The organism is Seleniivibrio sp. (genome assembly GCF_021209385.1).
Classification (GTDB): Bacteria; Chrysiogenota; Deferribacteres; order Deferribacterales; family Geovibrionaceae; genus Seleniivibrio.
Window position 1 is genome coordinate 1 of record NZ_JAJOIL010000021.1, and the last position, 25406, is coordinate 25406.

Annotated in this window: 23 protein-coding genes and 1 riboswitch; of the genes, 2 read left to right on the forward strand and 21 right to left on the reverse strand. The window is 46.7% G+C overall.

What is annotated here, in order from left to right:
* The 21 genes from LRY47_RS05690 to LRY47_RS05790 form a co-directional block, all read right to left on the reverse strand.
* Positions 1-553: hypothetical protein (locus LRY47_RS05690; RefSeq protein ID WP_295223361.1), on the reverse strand; the 553-nt coding region annotated here is incomplete at its 3' end.
* Positions 554-662: 109 nt separating this feature from the next.
* The gene (locus tag LRY47_RS05695; RefSeq protein ID WP_295223362.1) at positions 663-842 is read right to left on the reverse strand and encodes a hypothetical protein; all 180 of its coding nucleotides are present in this window, start codon (positions 840-842) and stop codon (positions 663-665) included.
* Between the two features lie 6 nt (positions 843-848).
* A complete protein-coding gene (locus LRY47_RS05700; protein ID WP_295223363.1) occupies positions 849-1799 on the reverse strand; it encodes a diguanylate cyclase in 951 nt (316 codons plus the stop codon).
* On the reverse strand, positions 1799-5077 hold the full coding sequence (locus LRY47_RS05705) for a PAS domain S-box protein (RefSeq protein ID WP_295223364.1): 3279 nt from the start codon (positions 5075-5077) through the stop codon (positions 1799-1801). The genes LRY47_RS05700 and LRY47_RS05705 overlap by 1 nt, the downstream gene beginning before the upstream one ends.
* Before the next feature lie 15 nt (positions 5078-5092).
* The gene (locus LRY47_RS05710) at positions 5093-6643 is read right to left on the reverse strand and encodes a HAMP domain-containing sensor histidine kinase (RefSeq protein ID WP_295223365.1); all 1551 of its coding nucleotides are present in this window, start codon (positions 6641-6643) and stop codon (positions 5093-5095) included.
* Between the two features lie 3 nt (positions 6644-6646).
* Complete coding sequence (locus tag LRY47_RS05715) at positions 6647-7849, reverse strand: HDOD domain-containing protein (protein WP_295223367.1); 1203 nt, start codon at positions 7847-7849, stop codon at positions 6647-6649.
* Positions 7850-7952: 103 nt separating this feature from the next.
* Positions 7953-10634 carry a PAS domain S-box protein gene (locus LRY47_RS05720; protein ID WP_295223368.1) on the reverse strand — a complete coding sequence of 894 codons (2682 nt, stop codon included), beginning with the start codon at positions 10632-10634 and terminating at the stop codon, positions 7953-7955.
* Positions 10631-11734: an ABC transporter substrate-binding protein gene (locus tag LRY47_RS05725; protein WP_295223369.1), complete on the reverse strand. Its 1104-nt coding sequence runs from the start codon at positions 11732-11734 to the stop codon at positions 10631-10633. Before LRY47_RS05725 ends, LRY47_RS05720 begins: the two co-directional genes overlap by 4 nt.
* Before the next feature lie 62 nt (positions 11735-11796).
* Positions 11797-12045, reverse strand: coding sequence for a hypothetical protein (locus LRY47_RS05730; protein ID WP_295223371.1), 249 nt, complete (start codon positions 12043-12045; stop codon positions 11797-11799).
* Between the two features lie 192 nt (positions 12046-12237).
* Positions 12238-14031 (reverse strand): chloride channel protein, encoded by a 1794-nt coding sequence (locus LRY47_RS05735; protein WP_295223372.1) that lies wholly within the window; start codon positions 14029-14031, stop codon positions 12238-12240.
* 53 nt (positions 14032-14084) lie between these two features.
* On the reverse strand, positions 14085-14801 hold the full coding sequence (locus LRY47_RS05740) for a class I SAM-dependent methyltransferase (protein WP_295223373.1): 717 nt from the start codon (positions 14799-14801) through the stop codon (positions 14085-14087).
* Between the two features lies 1 nt (position 14802).
* On the reverse strand, positions 14803-15918 hold the full coding sequence (locus tag LRY47_RS05745) for a homoserine O-acetyltransferase (RefSeq protein ID WP_295223374.1): 1116 nt from the start codon (positions 15916-15918) through the stop codon (positions 14803-14805).
* Positions 15915-17195 (reverse strand): O-acetylhomoserine aminocarboxypropyltransferase/cysteine synthase family protein, encoded by a 1281-nt coding sequence (locus LRY47_RS05750; protein WP_295223376.1) that lies wholly within the window; start codon positions 17193-17195, stop codon positions 15915-15917. Before LRY47_RS05750 ends, LRY47_RS05745 begins: the two co-directional genes overlap by 4 nt.
* Before the next feature lie 69 nt (positions 17196-17264).
* A riboswitch (SAM riboswitch) is annotated at positions 17265-17373 on the reverse strand.
* A 30-nt stretch (positions 17374-17403) separates the two neighbouring features.
* Positions 17404-18519 (reverse strand): O-antigen ligase family protein, encoded by a 1116-nt coding sequence (locus LRY47_RS05755; protein ID WP_295223378.1) that lies wholly within the window; start codon positions 18517-18519, stop codon positions 17404-17406.
* Positions 18520-18544: 25 nt separating this feature from the next.
* Positions 18545-19675: a transcription antitermination factor NusB gene (locus LRY47_RS05760; RefSeq protein WP_295223379.1), complete on the reverse strand. Its 1131-nt coding sequence runs from the start codon at positions 19673-19675 to the stop codon at positions 18545-18547.
* The gene (htpX, locus tag LRY47_RS05765) at positions 19675-20541 is read right to left on the reverse strand and encodes a zinc metalloprotease HtpX (protein WP_295223380.1); all 867 of its coding nucleotides are present in this window, start codon (positions 20539-20541) and stop codon (positions 19675-19677) included. Before htpX ends, LRY47_RS05760 begins: the two co-directional genes overlap by 1 nt.
* Positions 20538-21311 (reverse strand): DUF116 domain-containing protein, encoded by a 774-nt coding sequence (locus LRY47_RS05770; RefSeq protein ID WP_295223381.1) that lies wholly within the window; start codon positions 21309-21311, stop codon positions 20538-20540. The genes htpX and LRY47_RS05770 overlap by 4 nt, the downstream gene beginning before the upstream one ends.
* Positions 21304-22230, reverse strand: coding sequence for a methionyl-tRNA formyltransferase (gene fmt, locus LRY47_RS05775; RefSeq protein WP_295223382.1), 927 nt, complete (start codon positions 22228-22230; stop codon positions 21304-21306). The genes LRY47_RS05770 and fmt overlap by 8 nt, the downstream gene beginning before the upstream one ends.
* A 51-nt stretch (positions 22231-22281) precedes the next feature.
* Positions 22282-23187 carry a PA2778 family cysteine peptidase gene (locus tag LRY47_RS05780; RefSeq protein ID WP_295223384.1) on the reverse strand — a complete coding sequence of 302 codons (906 nt, stop codon included), beginning with the start codon at positions 23185-23187 and terminating at the stop codon, positions 22282-22284.
* On the reverse strand, positions 23184-23597 hold the full coding sequence (locus LRY47_RS05785) for a PA2779 family protein (protein ID WP_295223386.1): 414 nt from the start codon (positions 23595-23597) through the stop codon (positions 23184-23186). The genes LRY47_RS05780 and LRY47_RS05785 overlap by 4 nt, the downstream gene beginning before the upstream one ends.
* Positions 23598-23695: 98 nt before the next feature.
* Entirely contained in the window at positions 23696-24082 is a 387-nt protein-coding gene (locus tag LRY47_RS05790) for a PA2779 family protein (protein ID WP_295223387.1), read from the reverse strand.
* 255 nt (positions 24083-24337) lie between these two features.
* Here LRY47_RS05790 and LRY47_RS05795 point away from each other — a divergent pair, with 255 nt between their 5' ends.
* On the forward strand, positions 24338-24697 hold the full coding sequence (locus LRY47_RS05795; protein WP_295223388.1) for a hypothetical protein: 360 nt from the start codon (positions 24338-24340) through the stop codon (positions 24695-24697).
* 287 nt (positions 24698-24984) lie between these two features.
* Positions 24985-25395 (forward strand): hypothetical protein, encoded by a 411-nt coding sequence (locus LRY47_RS05800; RefSeq protein WP_295223389.1) that lies wholly within the window; start codon positions 24985-24987, stop codon positions 25393-25395.
* Positions 25396-25406 lie beyond the last annotated feature (11 nt).

The window sequence follows — 25406 nt, forward strand, 5'->3', positions numbered from 1 at the left end:
TGTTTTTTGTTCGGCTGTAAACTGCCGCCTCGTTCTGCTCATCTGAACCTCCGATTTCTATTAGTATTTCATATCTATATTTACTTAGAAATACTTTTCTGCTGTCTGAAATCTTGGGTCCACTATATCTTTTGTCAGTTGTTTTAGTGTATTTATTTAAAGATTTTAGTATTTCGTCAATACGATATTGGATTTTTTGGATATCAAATAAAATGTTTTCTTTACTCGCTTTATGTCCTGTAATTAGTTTTTCAAATTCAATTTCAATTCCATTCTTTTTTTCTGATAGTTCATTAAATTCTGCTGAAAGTTGGTCTATTATTTTGCTTGCTCTCTTTTGAAGTGACCTAGCGGTATAGCTAGCAAAAACACCAGCGATACCAATTGTCACACCTGCAATAGCTAATACAGCACCAAAGATATTTATATAGCGGTCAATATGTTTTTCGAGATCATCAATCTTAGTTTCCAAAAGTTCCATCTTGTTGTTTGCGACAGAATTGCTTTGAGGAATGTTTTGAGTGATATTTTGATTATTAGGTTTTGTTGCCACGTTGGCTGACGAGATACCGAAGCAAACAAAAAGTATTGTGATTAAAAGTATCGTTTTGTGCATAAAGAAAAATATCAGGAGATTAATGAATTATCAAGAGAAGTTAGATTTAGACTGCTTCGTCAACCTTCGGTTTCCTCGCAGAGACGGAATCCTGTTCGTTACTGACTATTGATCGGATCATAGCCATTACCTCATCGTGCGAAACCCTCTCGGATGTTTTTTGCGCTTCGGATTCAGCTTCAAAAACCTTTTTATATAACTTTTGCCTTGCTTTCTTTTCTGTCATAGAAACTTATTCAGCCATTACTACTTTGTTGCGTCCGGTCTGTTTGCCTGTGTATAGGGCGTCGTCGGCTTTTTTTATGCTGTGTTCGATGCCGCTTCCTTTGTCGAAACGGGACACCCCGAACGTCATGGTTACGCTGAAATGTTCACCTGCAAAGGACATCACAGCGCTTTTGACAGCTTCACGCAGTTTTTCCGCCACTGCCACAGCTTTATCAAGATCTGTCTGAGGCAACATTATCAGAAATTCCTCACCGCCCCAGCGTGAAATGACATCCTGCTGCCGCAGGTTTGTGCGCATTATATCTGAAATGGTTTTGAGAACATAGTCGCCTGCATCGTGTCCGTAGGTGTCGTTCACCTTCTTAAAAAAGTCTATGTCGCACATTATCAGTGAAAAATATCCGCCGTTGCGGTCGCATCGCGAAACCTCTATAAGCATCAGATTCATTATGCTTCTGCGGTTGGCAAGCCCCGTCAGCGAGTCTGTGAGCGCGAGTTTTTCTATGGTTTCGTATGCCTGCTGGAGTTCTTTGTTCTTGTCCTCAAGCATGTCTCTGGAAAGTTTCAGGTCGAGGTGCGTACGGATACGCATCAGAAGTTCCTGTTCGTGGAATGGTTTTGATATATAGTCCACGCCGCCCGCTTCAAACCCCATCACAGCGTCTTCCGCTTCAGTCTTTGCGGTTATGAAGATTACGGGAATGTTCTCGGTGGCAGGGTCTTTTTTGAGCTGTCTGCACACCTCATATCCGTCCATGTCCGGCATCATGACATCCAGAAGTACCATATCCGGCTTTTTCGCACTTATAAATTCAAGCGCTTCAAATCCGTTCATGGCAAACGCCAGCCCGTAGGTTGTATTCTCTCTTAAAATGTTGCCCAATACTTTCAGATTCTGCGGGTTGTCGTCCACAATCAGTACGAGCGTTTTGTTGTATTGTGTTTCAGCGCTCATTAATTCTCTTTCGTCCTTTCGTGTATTTGCCTGAAAAGCTTTTTGATTTTGCCGATTTCCATATTATCTATACAGTATCTCAGATGTTTCGACAATTCCATTATAGCGTCATTATGCAGTTTTTGCCCTGCCGAAAAGAGCATTTGTGATATTTTTTGTGCAAACTCAAGGTCAACAACTGCTACGTTTTTGCTGAAACTGTCAATGATCTCCTGTGTTTCCCCTTTGTGAGCAAACAGTTCCCCGACCATATCCACAGATCCCGCATCGTGTGAAGGTTTCTCTTTTACGATTTTCCCCGCCTCAATGGGCAGGTATTTTGCAGAAACCTGCATAAGATGGGTAAAATCCGCAGGCTTCATAAGAAATTCATTAAAAATTCCGTCTCTGTTTGTCTCTTCATGCGCCGCTGTCAGGGCTATCATGGGTATTTTCTTTGTTATGGAGCTGTTTTTCAGACGTTTTGCCGTTTCAAATCCGTCCATGTCAGGCATTCTGATATCCATAATTATCAGTGACGGGACTATCTCTTCCGCTATGAGTGTCGCCGCGTTGCCGTTCTGCGCTTCAAGAACAGTTATGCCGCATCTTTCGTACATTTCCCGCAGTATGTTTCTGCTCATCTCGTCATCGTCCACTATGAGAATCCTTGCGGGTTTAAAAGTTATGTCGGGGATGTCTTTCTGCTCAGTTAATGCGTATTGTACCGTCGGTATGCCGGGCAGATCTACTGTGAAGCTGGAACCTTTTCCGACTTCGCTGGCAACAGATATGGTGCCGCCCATCATCTGTGCAAGTTTCAGCGATATGGAAAGCCCAAGTCCCGTACCTCCGTAACGGTTGATGTTGTGGTCGTTGCGCTGGCGGAAAGGTTCGAAAATGGTCTTGAAATCCTCCGACGGTATGCCTATGCCCGAATCGGTAACAACTATCCGCAGGTTGGTTCTGCCATCTTTAACCGGTGAACAGGTAACACTGATGTTAACAAATCCTTTTTCGGTAAACTTGACTGCGTTGCCCACAAGGTTCAGCAGCACCTGACGTATCCTCGCAGCGTCAATTATGAGGGCACTGGGAACCTTTTTGTCCACGCTGCTGGTGATGGTCACACCTTTTGTCACCGATTTCAGGGAGAAGATGCTTACGGTATCGTTGACTATCAGCCTTATGCTCGCAGGAGAGGTGCTTATGCGCGCCGCATGAGCCTCCAGTTTTGATATATCGAGTATGTCGTTGATAAGGTTGAGCAGCGCGCGCCCGCTGGTTTTGATGGATTTTATATACGATCTTGCTTTATCGTCCTTAACGCGGGCTTCCAGAAGTTCACTGAAACCTATAACTGCGTTCAGCGGAGTGCGTATCTCATGGCTCATGTTTGCGAGGAACTCGCTCTTTGCCATGTCGGCTTTTTCCGCTTTGTCTTTTGACAGTTTAAGCGCGTCCTCATATTTCTTTCTGTCGGTGATGTTTCTTGCGATGGCGTATATGAGCCTGTTCTCTCTGTCGGCAGTGGCGTACCACGACAGCCAGATCGGTTCATTTCCGGCGGAGACGTGTTTGCTTTCATAGTCTGAAAGATTCTCACCGTTTACCAGTCTTGATATGAATCCTGAGGCTTTTCCGGCTTCTTCACGTGAAAAGACGTCGAGGAACTTCCGTCCGGTGATACGTTCCGCAGGGATTCCTATCAGATCTTCAAAGGCTCTGTTGACATAACGGAAGCTGCCGTTGAAATCCGCAATACAGATTATGTCCCTGCTGTGTTCAAATATCCTGTCGCGCTCTGTTTTTGTGCGTTCTGCATCGGTTATATCCACAAGCTGGGCAATGAGATAAAGCGGAACGTCGTTGTCTCCGTAAGCCAGCGCCGCGCTGACGGACACTATTATAAGCCTGCCGTCCTTGTGTAAATATTTTTTGACGACAGAGTAATGGCTTTTTTTGCCGCTTATTAGTTCGTGCATAAGAGCCATTGCGTTTTCTGTGTAGTCGGAGTGCAGAAAGTCGGTGAACAGTCTGCCGTTCATTTCGCTCTGAGTGTAGCCGAGCATTGAAGCCATTGCGCGGTTGACCTGTATCAGCTCTCCCGTAAGGGAAATTATAGCCATGCCGTTTGCAGACGATTCAAAAGCCACGCGGAATCTGTTTTCGCTGGTGCGAAGCTGCGATGTGCGCTCCTCCACCTTTTTTTCAAGCTCCGCATTAAGACGGCTGATCTCCTCTTCCGTCTCTTTTCTCTCTTTAAGTCTCCAGACGCTTTCCAAGAAGTGTACAAGACCTATTGCCTCATTCAGGTTATATGGCGTCTGTTTTCCGCTGAGCGAAAGGATGAGGCTCACGCCGCCCTGTGCCATCAGCGGAACGACCATTGTGTTTATTCCGTCTGTAACTATGTATGGTTCGTTATATTTCAGAACCTCTTCAAGTCCCTCAATGTCTGAGTTTCTGACAAACACAGGCTGTTGCGCAGAATACACTGTTTTGCCTTTGCCCGTGAGAGCGACGACGAGGCGCAGTTTGCCGGCTTTTTTGTCCATAATGCTGATTGAGGCTTCTTTGCTTTCCGTCTGTTCAACCGCACTGTCCAGTGCATAGTCGAGAATGTCCTCAAATTCCGCCTCGTACATCTGTCCGAGAACGGCAAGTGAGCGGTTGCGCTTTTCGTTTATGGCTGCGAACATTTCAGTCTGGCGCTTAGCTGTGACATCCCGTGCGAAGAGCACAAGACTGGATATTTCTTCATCCTCTATTATGGGAATGACTCCGGTCTCGTATATACCGCCGAAAAGTTTTGCCTCTGTGTGTGCCGTGCGCCTGCTGCTGACGGCTTTGTCAAATTCAGCTTTAAGGATCCCGATGTCCTGTTTGCGCAGGATATCCCAGAGACAGAACCCCGTTGTTTTGCTTCTGTCCTTTTCCATCTCGATGAGGAAACGGGTGTTACAGTCCAGAATATTCGCTTTTTTATCCAGCATGATGACGATATCCTGCGATGCGTCGAGTATCTTGCGCAGGGCAAGCTCTTTTTCACGCAGTTGTTTTTGGATATCAAATGTTTCTGACAGAAACATTATGTTTGTGCCTGCTAGGTGTTTTGAAATTCCATCCGATGCGGGGACTTCATGCCCCGGACGGGCGTCTATGAGGACAAGGTCATATTGTGCGGGGTGTATCCTGCTGATATTTTTTGGCGGAAACAGGTCAAATGGTACCTGACTGCCGCCTATGAGTCCCTGCGGATCGCAGGAGACCACTGCCAGTTTGAACCTGTCGGACATATGGTACTCCTTATTTCAGGAGGAGATAGGTATGTGCAGTGTGAGAACAGCGCCGTTGATGCTGTTTCCGGCTGTTATTTCCCCATGCATGTGTTCCTGAACCACCAGACGGGAGATATAAAGCCCGATTCCTGTGCCTTTATCATGCATTTTTGTGGTGAAATAGGGTTCAAACACTCTGTCGATTATGTCTTCAGGGATGCCGCCGCCGTTGTCTTCAATGTCAACTACGGCTTTTTGTTCATCGCATTTAAGAGATATTCTTATAAGTCCTTTTTCGGATCTGCCGCTTTCCAGTCTGGGGAGTATCGCGTCTTTTGAGTTTGCAAGCAGATTCATAATTATCTGTTTAAACATGCCGCTGTCTCCGCGCACCAATACACGCGGCAGATTTCCGTATTGGCTGCATTCTCCAGATATCTCGGATTCGAGGAATATGCCCAGCCTGTTATACTGCACCTCGACCAGTGAGATAACTTCCTGAATGGCTGTGGCGAGGTTAAAGCTGTCCTTTTCCGAATCACTTCGCACCAGCGTGCTGAAATCGTCTATGGTGGAGGACATGTGCATCACCAGCTTAAGGCATTTGTTCACGCTGTCCTGAAGATATTCACCGGATATCCCCTTTTCGTCGTGTTCGTCCACCATGTCCTGAATTATCATGCCGAGGGCGTTCAGCGGTTGACGCCACTGGTGTGACACGGCTTTCATCATCTGCCCCATTGCGGCCAGCTTGCTCTGTTCGTGGAGTATGCGTTCACTCTTTCTGCGGTTTTCGGTTTCAATGACAACCCTGTTCTCAAGGGTTTCGTTGAGTTCCTGTAACGCTTTTTTCTGCTGAACGAGCAGTTTTTCTATCTTTTTGCGCTCGCTTATCTCGTTTTCAAGAAGGTCATTGGTGGCTTTAAGCTCTTTTGTGCGGTTGTATACTTCCGCCTCCAGTTTTTCGTTGAAGTTTTTCAGCTGCTGTTCGGAACCCTCCAGCTTTTTAACACTTTCTGAAAGCATTCTGTTTGTCTCTTTGTTCCGGTTGTAAAGCTCAAAGCTCTCAAGCTGATGGGCGGTTTCATTCATAAGAATGGTGATAAGGTAAAAAACAGCGTCGGGTATCTCCTCTTTCGGGGTGTTAAGCTGCCCGATGAAAAGCCCCCTTGTGCGGGAGATGGTGGAAACAGAGTGAAGCAGAATATGGGAGTTGAGAGTTTTGCTCTTTATTATAGTGGTCTTGCCTGACTTTACAGCCATGGCGAAGGTTCCGTCGATGATCAGCTTATCAGTTTCCGCCAGCAGCAGTTCCTTGTCCTCTTCTGGAAAGAAGCGGGTTGGGGTAAAGTTGCTTGAGTGTTCGTCCACAAGGAAAAATCCGCCGTTTTTAAGTCTTACAAGAGCCAGAAGTTTGTTAAAAGCGTTTTCAAGGATAACTTCGTAATTGTCGAGCTTGTTAAGGCTGGTGTTCAGATTGCGGGCGGAGCATATTGCTTCAAGAACCTTTATTGTGGTGTTCTTTTCGTTTTGCAGGTATTCGGCTTTTGCTTCTATATATTCCATATGATCTTTTTCAGTCATATGTCACCCGAAAAAAGCGTCTTCGATCTCGTCGATCTGACGCTCGGATTGTGTTACAACGTTTGTTATGACAGATGTTGAAATACCGAGAGCATCCCATACGTCTTTCGGTATGGAAGGCACAATGTAGGAGCTTGTTACCGGAGAACCGAAGGCTATCGCCATGCAGTCTGCGGCGGAGGTTATGGATGCTTCGACATGAATGTTTTTAAGGCAGTGGTGGAAACGGACGTTTTTCACCAGCTGGGCAGGAAATTTCCATTTTTCAAGAAGCGCTCCGCCAACGTCAGCGTGGTCGAATCCAAGCACCTCATATTCGATGTCTGCCAGAGGTTTATGCAGTTTGTAAGAGAGAAAAAGAGTGTATGCGGATTCTTCCGGCAGTGTGCGGAATATCACCAGTCTGCCTATGTCGTGCATAAGTCCTGATACGAAAAGGCGTTCTGTGGATACTTCGTCGATGTGGGTTCCCAGAAGTCTTGCGAAAACCCCGCATGCTATGGAGTGCCGCCAGAACTTTCTCATATTGGTGAATTCCATCGGGATGCCTTTGAAGGCTTCAATGGCGGATATGCCGACCGCGAGGGTTCCGAGTTCTTTGGTGCCTATGATGGTGATAGCACGGCGGATCGAATCTATGCGTGAGGGAAAGCTGTAAAATGCGCTGTTGACTATTTTAAGAAGTTTTGCGGAGAGGCTTGTATCTTTTTCAACCACGTCCGCCATGTGAGATGCGGAGCTGGTCGGGTTTGAAAGGACGTCTTTTATCTTGTAGTAAACGTCGGGAAAAGATGCCAGCCCGACCTCTTTTTCCACAATGGAGTCAGCTGTGACGGCGCCTTTTACAAAATTTTTCGGCAGCATTGATTCCATGATTGACGGAGGTTTCGGCAGGGCTTCCGTTCCTTTTGCCTCCACAAGACGGCATAGGATCAGTTTGTTTATTCTGTGTATCTCGCCCATTGCCGGAACAGTTGTGTCTGCATACCTGTAAAGCTGTTCCATATAGGTATCAACCGCAGTTATGGTCTCTTCACTGAATCCTGCCTGTGCTTCCAGATTCAGCGTTTCCCTGTCAAGACCGACAACATGTGCTTCGGTGATTCCCCATGAGCGGGCTATCCGAATGTGTTTATCTTCCAGTATTGAGCCGGAACTGAGGAGAAAACGACCGTTAGGACATATTAGATCATGTTCCAGCTTCATACCCGGCTTTAAGTCGTCAATATATATCAGTCCCATAATCTGCCTTTCTTATCCGTATGTTATGAAGTTATCATAATTATTGTTATAATACAAGCAGTGGTGATCATTTATTATCGTAAGTGAGTGTTATGGAGAAGAGTGCTCCGTTTTTTGTGTTTTGTGCCACAAGAAGTCCGTCCATATGGTCTTCTATGATGATTTTTGACATGTAAAGCCCTATTCCCGTTCCCTCGCCCTCTGCCTTTGTGGTGAAATACGGGTCAAATATGCGCCCGAGAGTTTCTTCAGGTATATTCCCGCCGTCATTCTCTATCTCAATTTTAAGTCTGTCCGACTTAAAGGTTAAGGTAGTGATTATATTGCCTATCTTTTCGCCTGTTTCTTTTCTGTATTCGATTATTGCGTCACGCGCATTCTGATAGATATTCAGCATAACCTGCTTAAGTTCGCTTGAGAAGATGGTCAGCTTTATGTCGTTTATAGGTTCGTAGATATCAGGAAGTTTGTTTTCAAATATCTGTTCTTTCCCGTTGTCGCGTATGATCACTTTATAGTTTATCATCTGGCTTCTGAACTGGGTCGTTACCAGAGACATAGACTCAAGGATTACGGATGGAATGTCCACCCTCTCAGTTGAGTTTGCGGAGTGGAAGAAGTTGCGGAAATCGTCTATTGTGGCGGACATGTGGTCTATCAGCCTCATTGCGTTTGAAGAGAAGTTCATGAGATAAAGCTTATCGACTTCGCCCGTTTCGTATGCATCTTCGATGTCCTGCACATACAGGGCAAGGGCGTTCAGAGGCTGTCTCCACTGGTGCGCTATGGCGCTTATCATCTGCCCCATTGCGGCGAATTTCGCCTGTTCAAACAGCATCTGTTCGTTCTTTCTTCGTTTCTCCGTTTCAACCTGGACACGCTTTTCGAGGCTTCTGTTTATGTCCTCAAGCATCTTTTTACGGTTTATCAGTTCCTGCTCCATCTTCATGCGGTCTGTAATGTCTCTGAAAACGTAGACCGAACCGATTATTTCGCCTTTGTTGTTTGTCATGGCGGAAGATGTTATGAAAACGGTGATAACTCCGGCGTCTTTAGTTACCATATTGGCGCGGAATGTGCGGTTTGATTTCGGTGAAAGATCGGTTATCCTCTCGCTGAGAGATTTTCCGGTTTCGTAGTCATACACCTGTATGACCTCGTTTATGTTGTGTCCGAGGATGAATCTGTATTTCTGCCCGAGTATGTTTTCGGCACTGCTGTTCACAAGGGTTATACGACCGAACTTGTCTGCTGCCACAACGCCTTCGCCGATACTTCTCAAGGTGACGTCCAGACGCTCCTTTTCACTTTCAAGCTCGTTTTGCACACGGGTTATCTCTGTTATATCGATGCAGACGCATATGAAGCCCATGATGTTTCCGTTTGAGCCGAACAGAGGATAAACGGAGCATAGAACAGGGAAAAGCATTCCGTTCTTTTTGACCATCTCAAGCTGCTTTGTTACCATTGCGTCTGTTCTTCGGCTTTCACTGCACATATCCGCAAGCTCATTTCCCAGCGCTTTTATCAGTCCCGCCGGAGGAAGTCCGAGCATTTCCGAGAGTTTATACCCGAAAATTATCTGTGCGCCGACGTTTGCATCCATAATTATAGGTTCCGCGTCGGTGGATATGATGAGAATACCTGTTGTCGTTGTGGAATCGAAGACCGAACGAAGATATTCCTCTTTGTCTTTAAGCTCCTTTTCCCGCCTGTTGATGGTTATCATCATCTTTTCAAAGCTGTCGTAAAGTGTCCTCAGCTCTTTGAACACCCCTTTTTCAGAATCTCTGAACTGCAAAAAGGTTCCCTGCGCGATCATTTCGCTTCGCTCCGTGAGCAGACGCATGGGGACTATGACTTTTGCGCGTATGAAGAACAGAATAAACAGGGAAAATCCTATGAGAACTGCGGCGGAACCGACGTTCATCAGCAGTATCTGTGTGAAGTAGACGTATGCTGACGATGCGGTTTGTTCGTAAAGGAGGAACCAGCCGGGAGTGCGGACGGTTTTTATGGTTCCGACACGTTCATCCTTTCCGAAGTGATAATTGAGCATAGTTGGTTCAAAACTTCCTGCAAGCGTCATCAGCGGGTGTTTTGACAGGTTGCCGGTCATATTTCTTACAGACGATGCTATCACCTGACCGTCTGCTCCGGTTATTGTTATTTGGGTGCTGTTGTCCTGTACGGATTCCGCAAGCATTTCACTTATGAATTCCGTACTTATGTCTCCGACGACATAACCGTTGTCGAAAGCCACCATGGCTCTTACAACCATATTGTTGGACAGGGGGGATGTGACTGCACGGCTCCATTTATTGTCCACACCGGTTTTATAGGATATCTCCGGCAGTGGGATGCCGATGAAATCGCTCCGGTCATAACTTTTGTAATAAGATGAATCGAAAAGCGATATTCTGCCTTCACGGTCAAGAATATATATAGCTTCAAATATCTTAAAGCTTTTTATGCCCGAAGAGAGCATCGTATCCAGATGCTCATCAGTCTGCCCGTATTTCCCAGCCATTTCCGCGACAGATTCAAGAAATCTGTACGGGTTGTCCAGTCTGTCGTTTATTCTGTCGCTGAGCGATGTGGCAACAATGCTGAGTCTGTTTTTGACATTTTCATCCTGAGAGGCGTATGAGCTGACAAGGAAAACGGTGACGACGGCAGCAAGCGGAAGCATGAGGAACAGTAAAAATGATACCACAAACATCCTGCTGAGCGTCGGGTTCCGTTTCATTCCGTTCCCTCCAGCTTTTCAACAATGCCGTTTTTAATTATGAATGCGCTCAGCGGAAGCTGCGCATCTCCGAAGCTGTCAATTTTGAGACCCTTTAAAAGACTGATTTCTCCGGCATTCTGAATGATTGATTCGCAGAATTTTTTTCCGTTTTTTACATCTTTAAGCGAGTGGAACATTATCTGTCCCGTCTCATACCCGTTAACGCTCATCCACGAAGGCTCTTCCTTGAACCTTGCCATGTATCTTTTGCGGAATTCTGAGTATTCGTTGGATTTTTTGTCAACGTAGTAGTCGAAAAGGTATACTCCTTCAACTGCTTTGCCTCCGAATCTCATGAATTCATTGCCCGCAGCCCATGCACGTATCGCAATTTTTGAACTGTAGTCTGCTTTTTTTATCTGCCATATGATAAGCGCAGTATCCAGCGGAGAACCCACTATGTAGTACATGTCGGGCGGATTCTGCCTGTCTTTTTCAATCAGCCGATGCATACTTTCGCCGGATTCCGGATTAAATGCACGGATGTCTTTAACGTTGCATCCCTGCTCCATGAACGAAGAAGTGACACTTCGTACTATGTCGGTGGAATAAGGACTGTTTCTGTTGTCATACAATATGACGGTGTTTCTGACGTTAAGCTTGTGAACGATGTATTTTGTTATCTGCTGTGCCTGTTTTTTGCTGTTGTGGGGTATTATTCTTACGAAGTTGTCATGTTTGCCTGCCAGCTCGGAAGTGCTTACCGTCGGGCTGAGCATATACATGCCGCGGCTTTTCAAAAGAGGTACAGTTGCCTGTGCAATGTTGCTGAGTCCCGGACCTATCACATATTTTACGCCTTTGTCGGAAAGACGCGAAAGAGCGGCGACTCCCTCAGCAGGGATCCCGGAATCGTCCTGAATATCAAGATTTATCTTGTCCTCCATTCCGGAATCTGAAAGCGCGAGCATAACTCCTTTTATGGTGTCCTGCCCCATTTCAGAATATCTGCCTGAAAGGGTATTCATAAAACCTACAGTTGTCCTGTCTGTTTCTTTGCTGCAGCCTGCCAGAAAAAGGGCAGTTGAAATAAAGGATATCAGAAAATATCTGTACATTGTGTCTCCGCCGTAATGATAGCACATGGCGGGTTTATGTACAATAAAATAAGTAGTCTTCGCTACGCGTATACATCGAGATTATACCCGGGCTCTCCGAATCTTCTCTCTTTGCGCGAATTGTCCTGCTGCTGGCTTTCGACAGAATCCGTCCGTGTTACCTGACGGTAAGTGGCGTCGTCGTTATAAGAGCGTATGCGTTCACTCTGGTGATAATCCTGATATATTTTTTCAGTATTTTTTTGTCTTTGTTCTTCCAGCATACGCGTGTATGCTTCGTTTGAGGCGGAACCGCCTATAACTCTGGACATGGACGCACCTGTTGGAACATCCTTGTGTGAAATTACGCATCCGTGCTTCTATTGTATCGTCATATTAAGACATAACTTTAGAAAAAAGAAGTGAAAATTTTAATTGTTCGGCAGAAAGTCATTTATATACTCTTATAAAGCCCCAGAGAAGAGCCGTTGATCTGAAATGACAGGAGGTCATTTTGAATGAATTTAAAAGTCGTCTTTCTCGCGCTCGGCGAGCTGCCTGCGGCGGATCATCTTGTTATAAGTCGTTATAATATCTCTGCGGGTGATTATTCCCAGAAGTTTCTGATTGTCTGCAGGATCGAAAACAGGCAGGAGCTCAACGTTTTTGAACCCTATACTGTCTATTGCGTCTGCCAGAGTTGTTTCAGGGAAAACATAGGGAAGATCCTTGTCGCAGACTTCGCCTGCAACGACTATATCTTCAAGCCCTTCGTCAAAAACGAATTCGCGCAGTTCCTCGAAAAGAAGTATGCCAACAAAAGTGCCGTCCTCTTTAAGAACGGGGAAATTGTTGTGCTTTGTTTTAGATATAAAATGGACAACATCGCTGAACTTCATGGTCTCCGGTATGGTTATGGGGTCGGGACGCATGATGTTTTTGACCTTGATATCCTGAAGAACCTGAAGGAAGAACTCGCCCTTGTGTGCTGGTGAATCGCTCCTTTGAGGCACCTGATTATAGTAAAGATTTGTCTTGCGAAGCAGGAGGAACGAAAGGGTCGTTACCCACATTGAAGGAACCAGCAGGTGGTAATTCCCCGTCATCTCACTTACCATTATTATGGACGAAAGGGGGGTATTTGCAATACCGCAGAAAAATCCTGCCATGCCCACAACGGCAAAAGCTCCCGGTTCTGGCGCAATAGCCGGAAAAAACTCGTTCAGAGTGACGCCGACCATGCCGCCGACACAGGCACCGATTACCATTGACGGACCGAATGAACCGGCAGAGCCGCCGGAGCCTATGGTGAACGATGTTGCGAATATCTTTGCGAAAATGAACAGCACAAGAAAGAGCAGTCCGAGGTTATTGGACATCGCATGGTCAATCTGTGCGTAGCCGCCGGAAAGCACCTGAGGAATTGCAACTGCGATACATCCGGTGAGGAAACCGCCTATCATAGGCTTTATGTATGGTTTAACAGGTATTCTTCTGAATAAGTCGGCGGATCGTTTGTACACCTTAACAAAGAACCAGCCGAACAGAGCGCATGTGAAGCCGAGAATAGTGTAACCTATCAGTTCCGCCGGATTTCTGAACACGAAATCGTGAGCCGCAAACAGCGGTTCCCAGCCGAAAACACTGCAAAATACGGAATATGCTATGATTGAAGTTATTGCGGAGGGCAGAAGCGCTTCATATTCCATATCGGACGATGAATAAAGCACTTCGGCGGCAAAAATTGCACCTGCGAGGGGTGAACGGAAAATTGCACCCACTCCTGCACCCATTCCTGCTGCTGTCAGTATTCTTTTTTCTCTGTCAGTAAGGCTTAAAAGATTGCTGAGGAAAGACGCGAAACCTGCGCCTATGTGGGATATGGGACCCTCGCGACCGCCTGAACCGCCTGTGCCGATGGTTATGGCGCTTGCGAATATTTTAACAATAGGTACCTGCCAGCGGATGTTGCCCCGCTTCTGGTGTATTGCTTCAATTGCTGTGTTTGTTCCCGCCCCCTGGGCTTCGGGTGCGAAGAGATATACTATTATTCCACTGACCAGACCGCCGAGCGCCGGAACAATGAGCAGAAGCCATCTGTTGAACTCTTTTCCTGAGTGTCCGAAAAGCGAAGGTTCGCCGGATGTTTCCCCAACGGGCCAGCCAACGGCGACATCAAGAAAATAATACTCGCAAATCTGTATCATAAAGAAGAGAGCTATCGAGGCGAGACCAGCCACAATGCCCACAACAGAACCGAGTATGAACCATCTGCCGATTACAGGCAGTGTCAATTTTTTAAACTTAAAACGTTTCATTATATATATTTTACCAGTAGGAACCGCTACAGTAAACATCTGAGGCGGGTAAGTCAAGGCTTTTGGAAAATAAATAATCCTTTTTTGTCGGTGTATGTTTTCATTCGCCCGTTTTCTGTTTCGATGTGATACCGCAGTTTGTATTCGTCGGGAAGCTCAAGGAACGCTGTTTCAATTCTGGCGAAAAGCTCTTCCGAAGGTTGAAGTCTGTTTGCCCATTCCTTGAAGTCGTGTCGTTTATGAAGAATGACTGTCTCTTTTGTCTCGAAACACTCACATTCCGCCATGGCGATTATGTTTTCCACCGGATGGCTTTTTATATGGGTATCATCGCGCATAAGCTCTATCCGATTCAGGTATTCGTCGTCTTCGTTTACAACTGAATCAATCAATATAAACATGCCGCCCTGTTTCAGAACTCGGAATGCCTCGCCAATGAACATGCAGGGGTTTTTGAAATGATGCATTGCTATTCGGCAGCCCACCACGTCGAATGCTTCGTTTTGAAACGGCAGAAATTCCGCCGCCGACATAGCTCCTAAAGAAAGTCCGAAAGCCTCGTCGGCTTTTTTGAGCATGTTGAAGCTGATATCTGTAACTATCTTGATATTGGCGGAAAGGAAATTTGCAAAATGTCCGGCGGCACAGGCGACATCCAGTACACGACCGAATCTGATATCGGCAAGCTTTTCCGCGAGGTATTCCAGATCGGAACCCGTGCGGTGATCGCTGCTGTTCAGATAGTTTGCCGCACTGGAGTCAAAACCCATTTCAGACCCTTTTCAGGAAATCGTTTATCAGCTGTGTCTGAACCTCGAATTCAAGTAGGAACGCGTCGTGACCGTAGTCGGATGTGATGTTCTCCCAGCTTGTGTCCTTGCCTTGTCCTTTCAGTATGCCCACAATCTCTTCGGTCTGATACGAAGGGAACAGAAAGTCTGATGTGAAAGTCATGAAGAGTGATTTCGCCTTGATAAGTGAAAGCGCCTCCTCAAGATTGCCCCTGCCGTATGACAGGTCGAAGATGTCCATTGTCTTCAGCACATAAAGATATGTGTTCGCGTCGAACGTTTCCGTGAACTTATATCCGTTGTATCTGAGGTAGTTCTCCACCTCAAACATACCTTTGAAGTCGTAAATACCCTCAAAGTTGGCATAACGTCTGCCGAACTTATTGTGGAACGCAGGGTCGGAGAGATAAGTTATATGTCCCGCCATGCGTGCGATGGCAAGACCATCGACCGGTATCTCGCTGTCGTAATAATCGCCGCCGTTCCAGCGGGGATCTTTCATTATGGCGAACTTTGCAATGGCGTTGAATGCGATAGACATTGGGATAATATATGCACCTGTGGCTATCGGGATGATGCTTTTTACGCTGTCCGGATATGTTGCGCCCCATTCAAGAGCCTGCATGCCGCCCATTGAACCTCCGGCAACGCAGAAGAGCTGTTTTATGCCGAGATGGTCAATTAGTTTCTTTTGCAGATGCACCATGTCGCGGATGGTGACAACAGGGAACCGCAGTCCGTATCGTTTGCCTGTGGACGGATCCACGGAAGAGGGACCTGTGGTGCCGAAGCAGGAACCGAGAAAGTTTGTGCAGATAACGAAATATTTATCAGTATCAAACGCTTTGCCCGGTCCTATCATTGAATCCCACCAACCGGGTCTCTGCTCGTCAGCGCGGTTGTATCCTGCGGCGTGTGCGGAGCCTGTGAGGGCGTGGCACACGAGAATAGCGTTATCCTTCGCCTCATTCAGCTTGCCGTAAGTTTCGTAGGCAACAGTTACGGATGAGATTACCCTGCCGCTCTCGAAAAAGAATTCGTCTTTAAATGTAAAATATTTGGTCTTAACGACCCCAACAGAACCTGTTTCTGTCATTTAACCGCCTTCATAGCCTGTTCAAAGTCTTCGATAATATCGTCAATGTTTTCAATTCCCACTGCAACGCGGATAAGTTCGTCCGGTATTCCCGCTTTCACCCTCTGCTCTGTGGAAAGCTGACGGTGCGTTGTGCTTGCAGGATGTGTAACGATGGTTCTTGCGTCGCCGAGGTTTGTTGCGTGGATTGCTATCTTCACGTTTTCAATGAAGTTTCTGCCAGCTTCCAGTCCGCCTTTCAGTCCGAATGACATCATTGCGCCGGAACCTTTCGGCATATATTTTTTTACAGCCTGATAGTTTCTGTTATCCGCAAGGTCGGGGTAGTTCACCCATGCAACCTTATCGTTGCTGAGAAGCCAGCCTGCAAGCCTTTTTGCGTTTTCGCAGTGGCGCGGCATGCGCAGGTGCAGGGTTTCAAGTCCGTTCATTATCATAAATGCGTTCATGGGGGAGAGACATCCGCCAACGTCGCGAAGTACCTGTGCGCGCATTTTTACGGCGAGTGCCATATTGCCGAATTTTTCGGCGTATACTGTGCCGTGGTAGCTGGGATCTGGTTCTGTGAAAGCGGGGAATCTGCCGCTGGCGAACCAGTCGAAGTTTCCGCCGTCAACAGCTATACCGCCCATGGCAGCGCCATGCCCGCCTATGAACTTTGTCATGGAGTGCAGAACGATATTTGCGCCGTGTTCAAGCGGTCTGAAAAGATAAGGCGTGGTGTATGTGTTGTCCACGATGAGCGGAACTCTGTGTTTCTGTGCAACTTCGGCTATTTTTTCTATGTCGGGAATATCGCTTCCTGGGTTGCTGACGGATTCGATGTAGATACCTTTTGTTTTTGCATCCACAGCCGCATCGAAAGCGTTTACATCGTCCTGATCCACCATGCGTATTTCGATTCCGAGTTTACGGAAAGTCTGGGTGAACAGGTTGTATGTTCCGCCGTAGAGCTTTGCGGAGGCAACTATATTGTCGCCATGCTCGGCAAGTGCTGTTATGACCATGTATGTTGCGAACTGTCCGGCTGAAGCAGCAACTGCGGCTGAACCGCCTTCAAGCATAGCTATACGGTTTTCAAGAATTTCCACCGTGGGGTTTGAAAGACGTGTGTAGATGTGCCCGCCGACGTTCAGGTCGAAAAGGTCTGCCGCGTGCTGTGCGTCTTTGAATTCGTATGCGTTTGAATAGTAAATCGGAACCTGTGTGGCACCTGTTTTTTCGTCGGGTCTGTAACCCCCGTGGATTGCGATTGTCTCAAATCTCTGCTTGCTCATGTTTCCTCCGGATATCAAAAAAGCCTCTGTTCCCGTATGGGAAAGAGGCTTATGCTTGTTATACATATATGCTTATCTTTCCTTCATCGGCAGGAATTAGCACCAGACATCGGCTTATTATGCCGACCGGCTGCTGTAGCTTCACAGGGCCCTTTCCCTCCGCTACTCTGGATAAGTTTTGTTAGGTTATACGCAAAAAAAGCGTTTGTCAAAGGTTTTTATAATGTCTGGCGGGAGCCGTGAGGGCGGCAAGCAGGAGTGTGGTGAGCATCACCACTTCGGAATCACCGAAGTTGTTTTCAGTGAGTCCTTCCAGAAGGAAGGCAATGAAGATAAATATAGCTGCTTTGGCAGGAGGATATTCTTTAGAGCGCAGATACATATATCTGAAAAGGCTGATTATGAAGCCGAACAGAAGAGCGAGACCCACCAGACCGTTTGAAAAAGCATAATGAAGATATGAATTGTGAGCGTGTGCGGTACTTAAAACGGGTACTTTGATATTTTCTTTGGCATATGCGGTGAAGTTGCCTTTGCCGAAACCGAATACTGGGCGTTCGGATATACCTTTAAGAGCGGTTTCCCAAAGGACGATACGGGTTCCCACAGAGGACGAAGTTCCTACCGGACCTCCTCTGTCAGTAAAAAGTTTGTCCTGCAGCGGCTGGCTGAAATATATAACGCCAGCTACAATAAACACTAGTGCCGAAACCGCAGCAACCGCTTTCATTTTGTATTGGTAGATGCATATTATTGCCGTTGTTACTATGGCGGAAAGCATGGGTCCGCGGCTTCCCGATAGAAAAAGTGCATATGCCGCCAGCACAGTTGCTGAAATGGTAAGAAGATACAGTTTTTTCGGCTGATGCCTGACGAATATAAGAAGTCCCAGACCGCATATGAAAACAACTGCCGCCGCGTTTCCGTACGTGAGGGCGTGGGTGTAATAGCCGATTGCGCGTTCAATACCCGTTACATATATGTCGTAAATTCCTGAAATGGCGTTGAGTATGCTGCCGAAGAAAAATGCATACAGCACTCTGTTCAGGTTGTTTCCGTCGAGCAGAATGAGGATGGTGAAGAGATAGAGATAAGTCCATGTCGAAGCGACTTCGCCGACAGATCTTTTCGGGTCGATACCTGCAAAAGCTGCGGTCAGTTCTGCAACTACCATTAGCATGAAGAATTTCGCATGCAGAGTTGTCAGCTGAGAGAAATCTCTTGTTTTATACAGCTTTACTGCCGAGAATATGATAAGAAGCCCCAGAAATAGCTGGGCTATGGATATGGAAACATTAACAGAGAATGCGCCAAGTTGTATCAATATTGTTTCAAACAAGCAAAAGACCTCATTTCTTTTTCATAACAGCGGCAAAAAATCCGTCCGCATCGCTCTTGTAGGGCAGAGAAACAAAATAGCTTCCGTCCATAAATTTTTCGTCGCACACGGGAGCCTCAACAGAAAATTCAGGATGCTCTTTCAGAAACTGTCCAACAATCGCTGTTGTCTCTTCCTGTTCAAGCGAGCAAACCGAATAGATGATTCTACTCCCTTTTCCGGTGAATTTCACAGCTTTTTCAAGCATTTCTTTTTGTCGGCGCGCGCAGTCGTCGATATCTTTCTGGGTTCTGAGCCAGCGGACTTCGGGATGGCGCTTTATAGTACCGAGTGCCGTGCAGGGAGCATCCAGCAGAACGAGGTCAAATTCAGCTTCCGTATCTAGTTCAAGGATGTCTGCGCAGATGCAGTCAACGTTCTTATATTCTGCCATGGCGGATTTTAGCTGTTCGTATCTTTTTCTGTTCTTTTCAACTGCGAAAACACGGGCATCGGGATAGGTGTGGGAAAGTACGAAGGTTTTACCGCCCGGAGCCGCACAGCAGTCCAGAACGGAAAGAGGTTCGCTTTCGCCCGCCAGTCTGGCAACGCTGAAAGAGGCGAGGTCCATGATGTGTCCATCCGCCTCGCCTTCAGCTTTTTCTATTGTCATGGAAGTGGGATCAACGCTGTAAAATGACGGCTTTGTGTTCAGATCCGCCAGAAATGCATCGAGTTCCGCCCCCAGACGTTTTTCCCATTTTTTTACGAACCAGTCAGGAAAATCCTGACGGATGGAGTAATCTTTCATGAGAGTTCCCTTTTGCCTTGCCAGATTGCGAAGCACTGCGTTAACAAAGCTCCGCTTCTGTTTCGGCACCATGGAAACGCTCTCGTTCACGGCGGCATATTCGGGTATGTCATCCATAAACATTATCTGGCACGCACCCAGTGCCAGTGCAGCCCGTACGTCCGCTTCCGGCGGGCGGGAATAGAGTTTTCCCAATGCCCTTTCTATGAAACCAAGATGGCGGAACGTCTCGAAATATATCTTACGGTACAGTCTTTTTTCGGATGAATCCTGAAAATAATCCTCTTTCAGATTGCCCTGATAGTAGGATCTCAGTATGTCGAAAAGCCTGTAACGGAACCTGTCCGCCATTAACGCATTCCTCTTGCCTGCTCGCGGAGCCTTTTTATGCGCTCTTCAACGGGCGGGTGTGTGGAGAAAAGGTTGAGCATGCCGCTCGCGGAGAAGGGGTTCATGATCATCATATGAGCTGTGGCGGGTTTTGCTTCTTCCATAGGGTGATAAGCAACGCCCTTTGATATCTTGTCGAGAGCAGATGCCAGAGAAAGGGGTCTGCCGCAGAGACGCGCGCCCTCTTCGTCGGCTCTGTATTCCCTTGAGCGGGATATTGCCATCTGAATAAGTGTTGCCGCCAGAGGTGCAAGAATAGATACTACTATCATGCCCACCATGCCCAGCGGGTTGCTGTTGTTCTCGTCGTCGCTGCTGTGTCCGCCGCCGAAAATGGCAGCCCAGCGAGCCATGTCCGCGAGCATCATGATAGCTCCCGCCATGGTTGCCGCAACTGTTCCTATAAGAATATCGCGTCCGTTTATGTGTGCCAGCTCGTGGGCGAGAACGCCCTCAAGCTCGTCTTCCGAAAGTATTCCCATAATGGCGGTTGTGACAGCCACTACCGCGTGCTGGGGGTTTCTGCCTGTTGCGAATGCGTTGGGTGTTGCGCTCTGCATAACGCATACTTTGGGCATGGGTATATGGGCTCTTGTGGCGAGGTTGCGCACAAGGCGGTGAAGTGCGGGATATTCCGCCTCCGTAACTTCTTTCGCTCCGTACATTTTAAGTACGATGGAACTGCTGAACCAGTATGAGAAGATGTTCATAGCGAATGCGATACCGAATGCGATATACATTCCGTTTCTGCCTCCGATAAGTCCTCCCACAAACACGAAGAAGACCATCAGCACAGTCATGAGCAGAACAGTCTTAAGGGTGTTCATATTGCCTCCTTGATACTATATATGTTTTTTATTTCATCCTCTATCATGCGGGTATCTATCCTTGTGCTCATGCACTCGCCGTTTGGTCTCTGGTTGCAGAAACCAAGCACCGGAAGCGGATATGTGTCCTGTATTCCGCTTAAAAGATCCCGTTCGCACGCCACGGCAAGAATGAGGTCGGGGCGTGTTTCCTTAACTATTTTCCTTGCCACGGTGCCGCCCGTAGCTATGTTTATAGATATATTATGCCTGTCGGCTATCTTGACAAGTTCTTTTACATCACATCTTCCACAGCCTGTGCATCTGGATATGTCCTTTGTCAGTTTGAGTTCACATCCGTCAAGCTGTATGCAGTGGGGCAGAAGTATGAGCAGCTTCTCTATCTTCCGCCGTTTAATTATTCCGCGCACCATGTCGTTGTTTATGTTTACAAATGCGCGAACCAGCATGTCCCTGTCGATGTTTGCGTGTTTTGCCACGCGAAGCATAAAGGGCAGTGTGAGCCTTGTTGCAACCCTCCGCAGTCCTTTCACCATGTTCAGGTCTCTGCCTGTCAGCGCCGTATATGCAAATATAAGGGTGAAAATGGTCACAGAGGACGCGAATACAACGAACAGAGCCGTTATGATGTCTGCGGCGAGCTTTGAAATGGTAGCCGCGCCAAGCATCATCAGAAACCAGACCACAAGTCCGGCTCCGAATATTACACATCCGCAAAGAAAGAACAGAGCCATGAATATCGCTCTGTCTTTTGACATACGTTTATTCAAACTTTTCTCCGCCCGCAAGCTTTGCACCTGCCAGAAAACTCACGGCAGGCATCCTTTTTTTGCCCTCGGGCTGAAGCTCTGTTACCATCAGCGCGTCTTTTGCGCATTTGACGCAGAAGCTTTTCTTGTTGACATCGAATATTGTCCCGGGTTCAATACCGTTTTCTATAGTGACAATTTCGGCGGCAAAAAGTTTGAACATTTTACCGTCAAGAAACGTATATGCGGCAGGCCATGGCACAAAGCCGCGTATCATACATTCTATCTCTTTTGCTGTCTTTTCCGCCCATTTGATATGCCCGTCCTCTTTTTTCATCATTGGGGCATATGTCATGTCCGCATCGTTCTGCTTTACAGGTGTGATGCCGTCAAATTCTTTAAGAGTTTTTATAAGCAGTTTTGCGCCTGTTTCAGAAAGCTCTTCGGCTATCATCACGGCGTCCTTTTTTCCGATGGGGGTCTTTTCCACAAGCAGTATGTCGCCTGTGTCAAGCCCTGCATCCATAAGCATTGTTGCGACGCCCGTTTCATCTTCGCCGTTTATTACAGCCCAGTTAACCGGAGCCGCTCCTCTGTATTTGGGGAGCAGAGAAAAATGCACGTTAACAGGTGCTTTTTTAGGCACCTCAAGAACCGCCTGAGGCAGTATCTTGCCGTATGCGGCGACAACTATGAAATCAGGTGCTATGCTTTTCAGCTTTTCAAGCACCTCTTCGTTATTTTTAAGGCTTTTCGGCTGGATAACCTCAATGCCCTGAGTGTCAGCATATTCTTTAACAGGGGGCGACTGCATCTGGTTTCCTCTGCCTTTGGGTTTGTCGGTCTGAGTTATTACCAGAGATACCTCTATATCATTTTCAACAAGTGCTTTAAGTGTCGGTACAGCCATTTCGGGCGTACCCATGAATACGGTTCGCATAATTACTCCGTTTGACTTAGTCAGCATAGTTTATATTATAGCGGGATAAAATCAAGGCGTTTGAACAGATTTAAGAGTTTCTTCGTAAACGGACAGATTCTTTCCGCCGATGGACACCGCTTTCTCTGCGGCATAGACAGCCAGTTTTTTCAGTCCTGTTTCGTTGAGAATGTGGGCAAGATTATTCCAGCCGTCACCGTCGTCAGGATATTTTTCGGTAATGGTGCGGAAAACGTCTATTGCCTCAGTTTTTTTGTCTGCGGAGTAAAGCACGCTCCCGTATGCGAACATCAGCGGCTTGCTGTCGAAAATTTCGGATGCCTCTTTAAGTGTCTTTATGGCACCTTCCGCATCGGTAAGCGAATAAGCAAAAGCCGCATCAGCAAGTTTTACCGGGTCTGCATCGTTCAGTATTTCGCCGGGGCGCAGAAGTATGAATCCCCAGTAGTCGCCCCTTGCCCATACCCTGTCGAACGTTGCAGTTTTGAATTTTTCATTGGGGGTAACGCCGGAATGGAGAATAAGATATCCGTCGCCGATACCTGTGACGACGGCGTAATGCCACACCGGATAAAAATCGAGTCCAAGGTTCATGAACACGAGAACCGGTTTACCCTCGCGCAGTGAAGCGTAAAGGTCTGACGGCGAAGTGACGGGATACGGTATCCGTCCGCTTCTGCGTGCGCCTGTGAGCATATCCTCTTTGAAGGAACCTTTTTTGGAAGGGGTGAAAACTTTTTTAGCAAGTTCGTCCGGATCAGCTTTTATGCCGCTCTGCTCAAGCATCATGGCAAGTGAGGCAGGACCGCAGTAGTAGTCTTTCTGGGCGTAAAAAGGGACGGACAGCGCAACGTCCTTCTGTTCGGAAATCACGCTGTCCCATCTTGATGAAACCTTTGCCGCACACCCTGTCATGAGAATAAGCAGACAAAGCGGCAGTAAAAGCTGTTTTATCATCTTACTGATTTTGTAAAGCTGAATACTTTTGTGAAACCGAGTATATCGGTTATCAGCAGAACGATGAACACGAACAGCGCCGCGCCGACAACAACTCCGAGTCCGCTGCCGCCCGCAGGTGCTTTTTCCATGTTATCCGCGAAGGCTATCGCTTCGCTGTCGGAAAGGGACTGCGCTCTTTTTATGGCTTCGTCCGGTGAAATTCCCATGGATGTCAGTGTGTTTTGTACGTCTTCACGGGCGAGGAAAGCGTTTATCTGGGTCTTCGCTTTTTCCGCTTTTGCGGTGTCGATGACCGTCTGCGCGCCTATCATTGCCGCCTGTGCGTTGTGAACCGGACCTGCGAGGAACATAAGGCTGAATATCAGCAGAAGCCCGATAGTTCTGCTCTGTCTCCTTAACATATTCATAGGTCTCTCCTTCAATTGATTACTATATTATATGTTCCGGAATTGTTTTTTCCAGAGAGACTATTATAGGAGTTATATAAAACAATTAAAGTGAATATTCACGACAGTATGGCTTTCGTCAGATTCAGAATTGCCGCAATTATCAGAACCAGCAGTCCTGCGATGATGGTTATAATACCGTCGCCGCCCGCCGGTGCGCTGTCGATATGCTGTGCCGCAGCAATTGCTTCGCTGTCTGACAGAGCTTTAATCCTGTCGGATGCTTCCGCCGGATCTATACCCATCTTAACGAGCGCGTTCTTCACATCCTCTCTCGCCATGAAGGTGTCAACTTTCTGTCTTGCCTGTTGAGCAGCTGTGTCTGTGTTTGAAGTTTCGTAGCCTATCATTGCTGCGTGGGCGATGTGTGTCGGACCGGACATGAACATTATAAAAAGAATCAGAACAAGGCTTGTGTACTGTCTGAAATATCCGGCAGATATCATATTACTCTCCTTTAACTGCACGCTTTTGTACGATATTACTACACCAGATAATTATGTTAGTTTCATGTTTCAATTGCGTATAAATGCTGGATTTTTTACCATCACATGTTAATTATTGGGTAATATCCTGTCAATAAACGCAAAAATAACAGCGATCTGTTTAAGAATATGTTTAAATGAGTGTTTAGTTAAAACTTATGAAGATTTAGTTTCATGCGATTAGAAGGTCAGAAAAGATTATCAGGAGGCAAACTCATGATAGTTACACCTGCAAACTCACCCGAATATTACAATTCGACAAATAGACTGGACACTTCTAACCTGCAGAGCAGAAATCAGACAGCGGCGCAGGGACAGACCGCATCTTCTCAGGGTACTCAAACATCGGCTGCCTCACAGACGCCGACATATAAAACTTCTGCGAGTACCGATACGATGGGTAAATTCAATGCTTACGACAGCAACGGCGACGGCGTTATGAGCGTGTCTGAGTTTTCGGCATATAAAGATCAGAATAACGTCTCTGCATATTCATCCGTTCCGGGATATTATGCTGCTCCTGCTGTTCCCGCCGGATACGCGCCATACGGATATTATTACAATGGCTACGCTTAGATGACTTTGAAATAAAGATAATATCTCATGGCTGAACTGTGGAGATGACTGCCCAGCATGCTTCTATTACAGGTATAGTTGTGTGGAAAATGTGTTTTATTGGGGTGTCATATGCGGTTTTTTGTGTGCTAAATATGGAGACATCTCCATTATTCTCTATACCTCAACAATTTGCGAGCGTATTGCGCACACATTTTGCATATAATATCTGTTTTTAATGAATTTATATTTTTCCTCCTGCCGGCGATATAAGAGACATCGAACATCTATCCACCAGGGAGGAAGTTATGAGTATCTCTACGAACTATTCAGTATCCTACACAGATCTGACCGCGAACAACATGAGCATAAAGGGTCAGGATCAGTCAGCCAAAAAGCAGAGCGACGACACATCGGTCAAAAAATCGGACATGGACAAGGTGTCCATATCGACCTCTGCAACATCATCTTATAAGATAGGCAGCACCGCCGTAAGCAAATCCGAGTTTGACAAGTATGATGCAAACGGTGACGGGCAGATAAGTCAGGACGAGCTTGCCGCATACGAGGCGGACAAGCAGTCTGAAACAGAAGAAGCCGAAGATACAGACGAAGCGTCTTCAGTATCTGCGTCTGTTCTCAATCAGCTCAAAATGTCAGGAACAAGCACCGAAGAGGCACTCCTCTCTGGTCTCACATCCATAGATACCTACGCATAATATATCAGACC

Excerpts from the sequence above, each read along its gene's own strand:
- LRY47_RS05695 (WP_295223362.1), bottom strand. The coding sequence starts at position 842 with ATGACAGAAAAGAAAGCAAGGCAAAAGTTATATAAAAAGGTTTTTGAA.
- LRY47_RS05700 (WP_295223363.1), bottom strand. The coding sequence starts at position 1,799 with ATGAGCGCTGAAACACAATACAACAAAACGCTCGTACTGATTGTGGAC.
- LRY47_RS05705 (WP_295223364.1), bottom strand. The coding sequence starts at position 5,077 with ATGTCCGACAGGTTCAAACTGGCAGTGGTCTCCTGCGATCCGCAGGGA.
- LRY47_RS05710 (WP_295223365.1), bottom strand. The coding sequence starts at position 6,643 with ATGACTGAAAAAGATCATATGGAATATATAGAAGCAAAAGCCGAATAC.
- LRY47_RS05715 (WP_295223367.1), bottom strand. The coding sequence starts at position 7,849 with ATGAAGCTGGAACATGATCTAATATGTCCTAACGGTCGTTTTCTCCTC.
- LRY47_RS05720 (WP_295223368.1), bottom strand. The coding sequence starts at position 10,634 with ATGAAACGGAACCCGACGCTCAGCAGGATGTTTGTGGTATCATTTTTA.
- LRY47_RS05725 (WP_295223369.1), bottom strand. The coding sequence starts at position 11,734 with ATGTACAGATATTTTCTGATATCCTTTATTTCAACTGCCCTTTTTCTG.
- LRY47_RS05730 (WP_295223371.1), bottom strand. The coding sequence starts at position 12,045 with ATGTCCAGAGTTATAGGCGGTTCCGCCTCAAACGAAGCATACACGCGT.
- LRY47_RS05735 (WP_295223372.1), bottom strand. The coding sequence starts at position 14,031 with ATGAAACGTTTTAAGTTTAAAAAATTGACACTGCCTGTAATCGGCAGA.
- LRY47_RS05740 (WP_295223373.1), bottom strand. The coding sequence starts at position 14,801 with ATGGGTTTTGACTCCAGTGCGGCAAACTATCTGAACAGCAGCGATCAC.
- LRY47_RS05745 (WP_295223374.1), bottom strand. The coding sequence starts at position 15,918 with ATGACAGAAACAGGTTCTGTTGGGGTCGTTAAGACCAAATATTTTACA.
- LRY47_RS05750 (WP_295223376.1), bottom strand. The coding sequence starts at position 17,195 with ATGAGCAAGCAGAGATTTGAGACAATCGCAATCCACGGGGGTTACAGA.
- LRY47_RS05760 (WP_295223379.1), bottom strand. The coding sequence starts at position 19,675 with ATGGCGGACAGGTTCCGTTACAGGCTTTTCGACATACTGAGATCCTAC.
- htpX (WP_295223380.1), bottom strand. The coding sequence starts at position 20,541 with ATGAACACCCTTAAGACTGTTCTGCTCATGACTGTGCTGATGGTCTTC.
- fmt (WP_295223382.1), bottom strand. The coding sequence starts at position 22,230 with ATGCGAACCGTATTCATGGGTACGCCCGAAATGGCTGTACCGACACTT.
- LRY47_RS05780 (WP_295223384.1), bottom strand. The coding sequence starts at position 23,187 with ATGATAAAACAGCTTTTACTGCCGCTTTGTCTGCTTATTCTCATGACA.
- LRY47_RS05785 (WP_295223386.1), bottom strand. The coding sequence starts at position 23,597 with ATGAATATGTTAAGGAGACAGAGCAGAACTATCGGGCTTCTGCTGATA.
- LRY47_RS05790 (WP_295223387.1), bottom strand. The coding sequence starts at position 24,082 with ATGATATCTGCCGGATATTTCAGACAGTACACAAGCCTTGTTCTGATT.
- LRY47_RS05795 (WP_295223388.1), top strand. The coding sequence starts at position 24,338 with ATGATAGTTACACCTGCAAACTCACCCGAATATTACAATTCGACAAAT.
- LRY47_RS05800 (WP_295223389.1), top strand. The coding sequence starts at position 24,985 with ATGAGTATCTCTACGAACTATTCAGTATCCTACACAGATCTGACCGCG.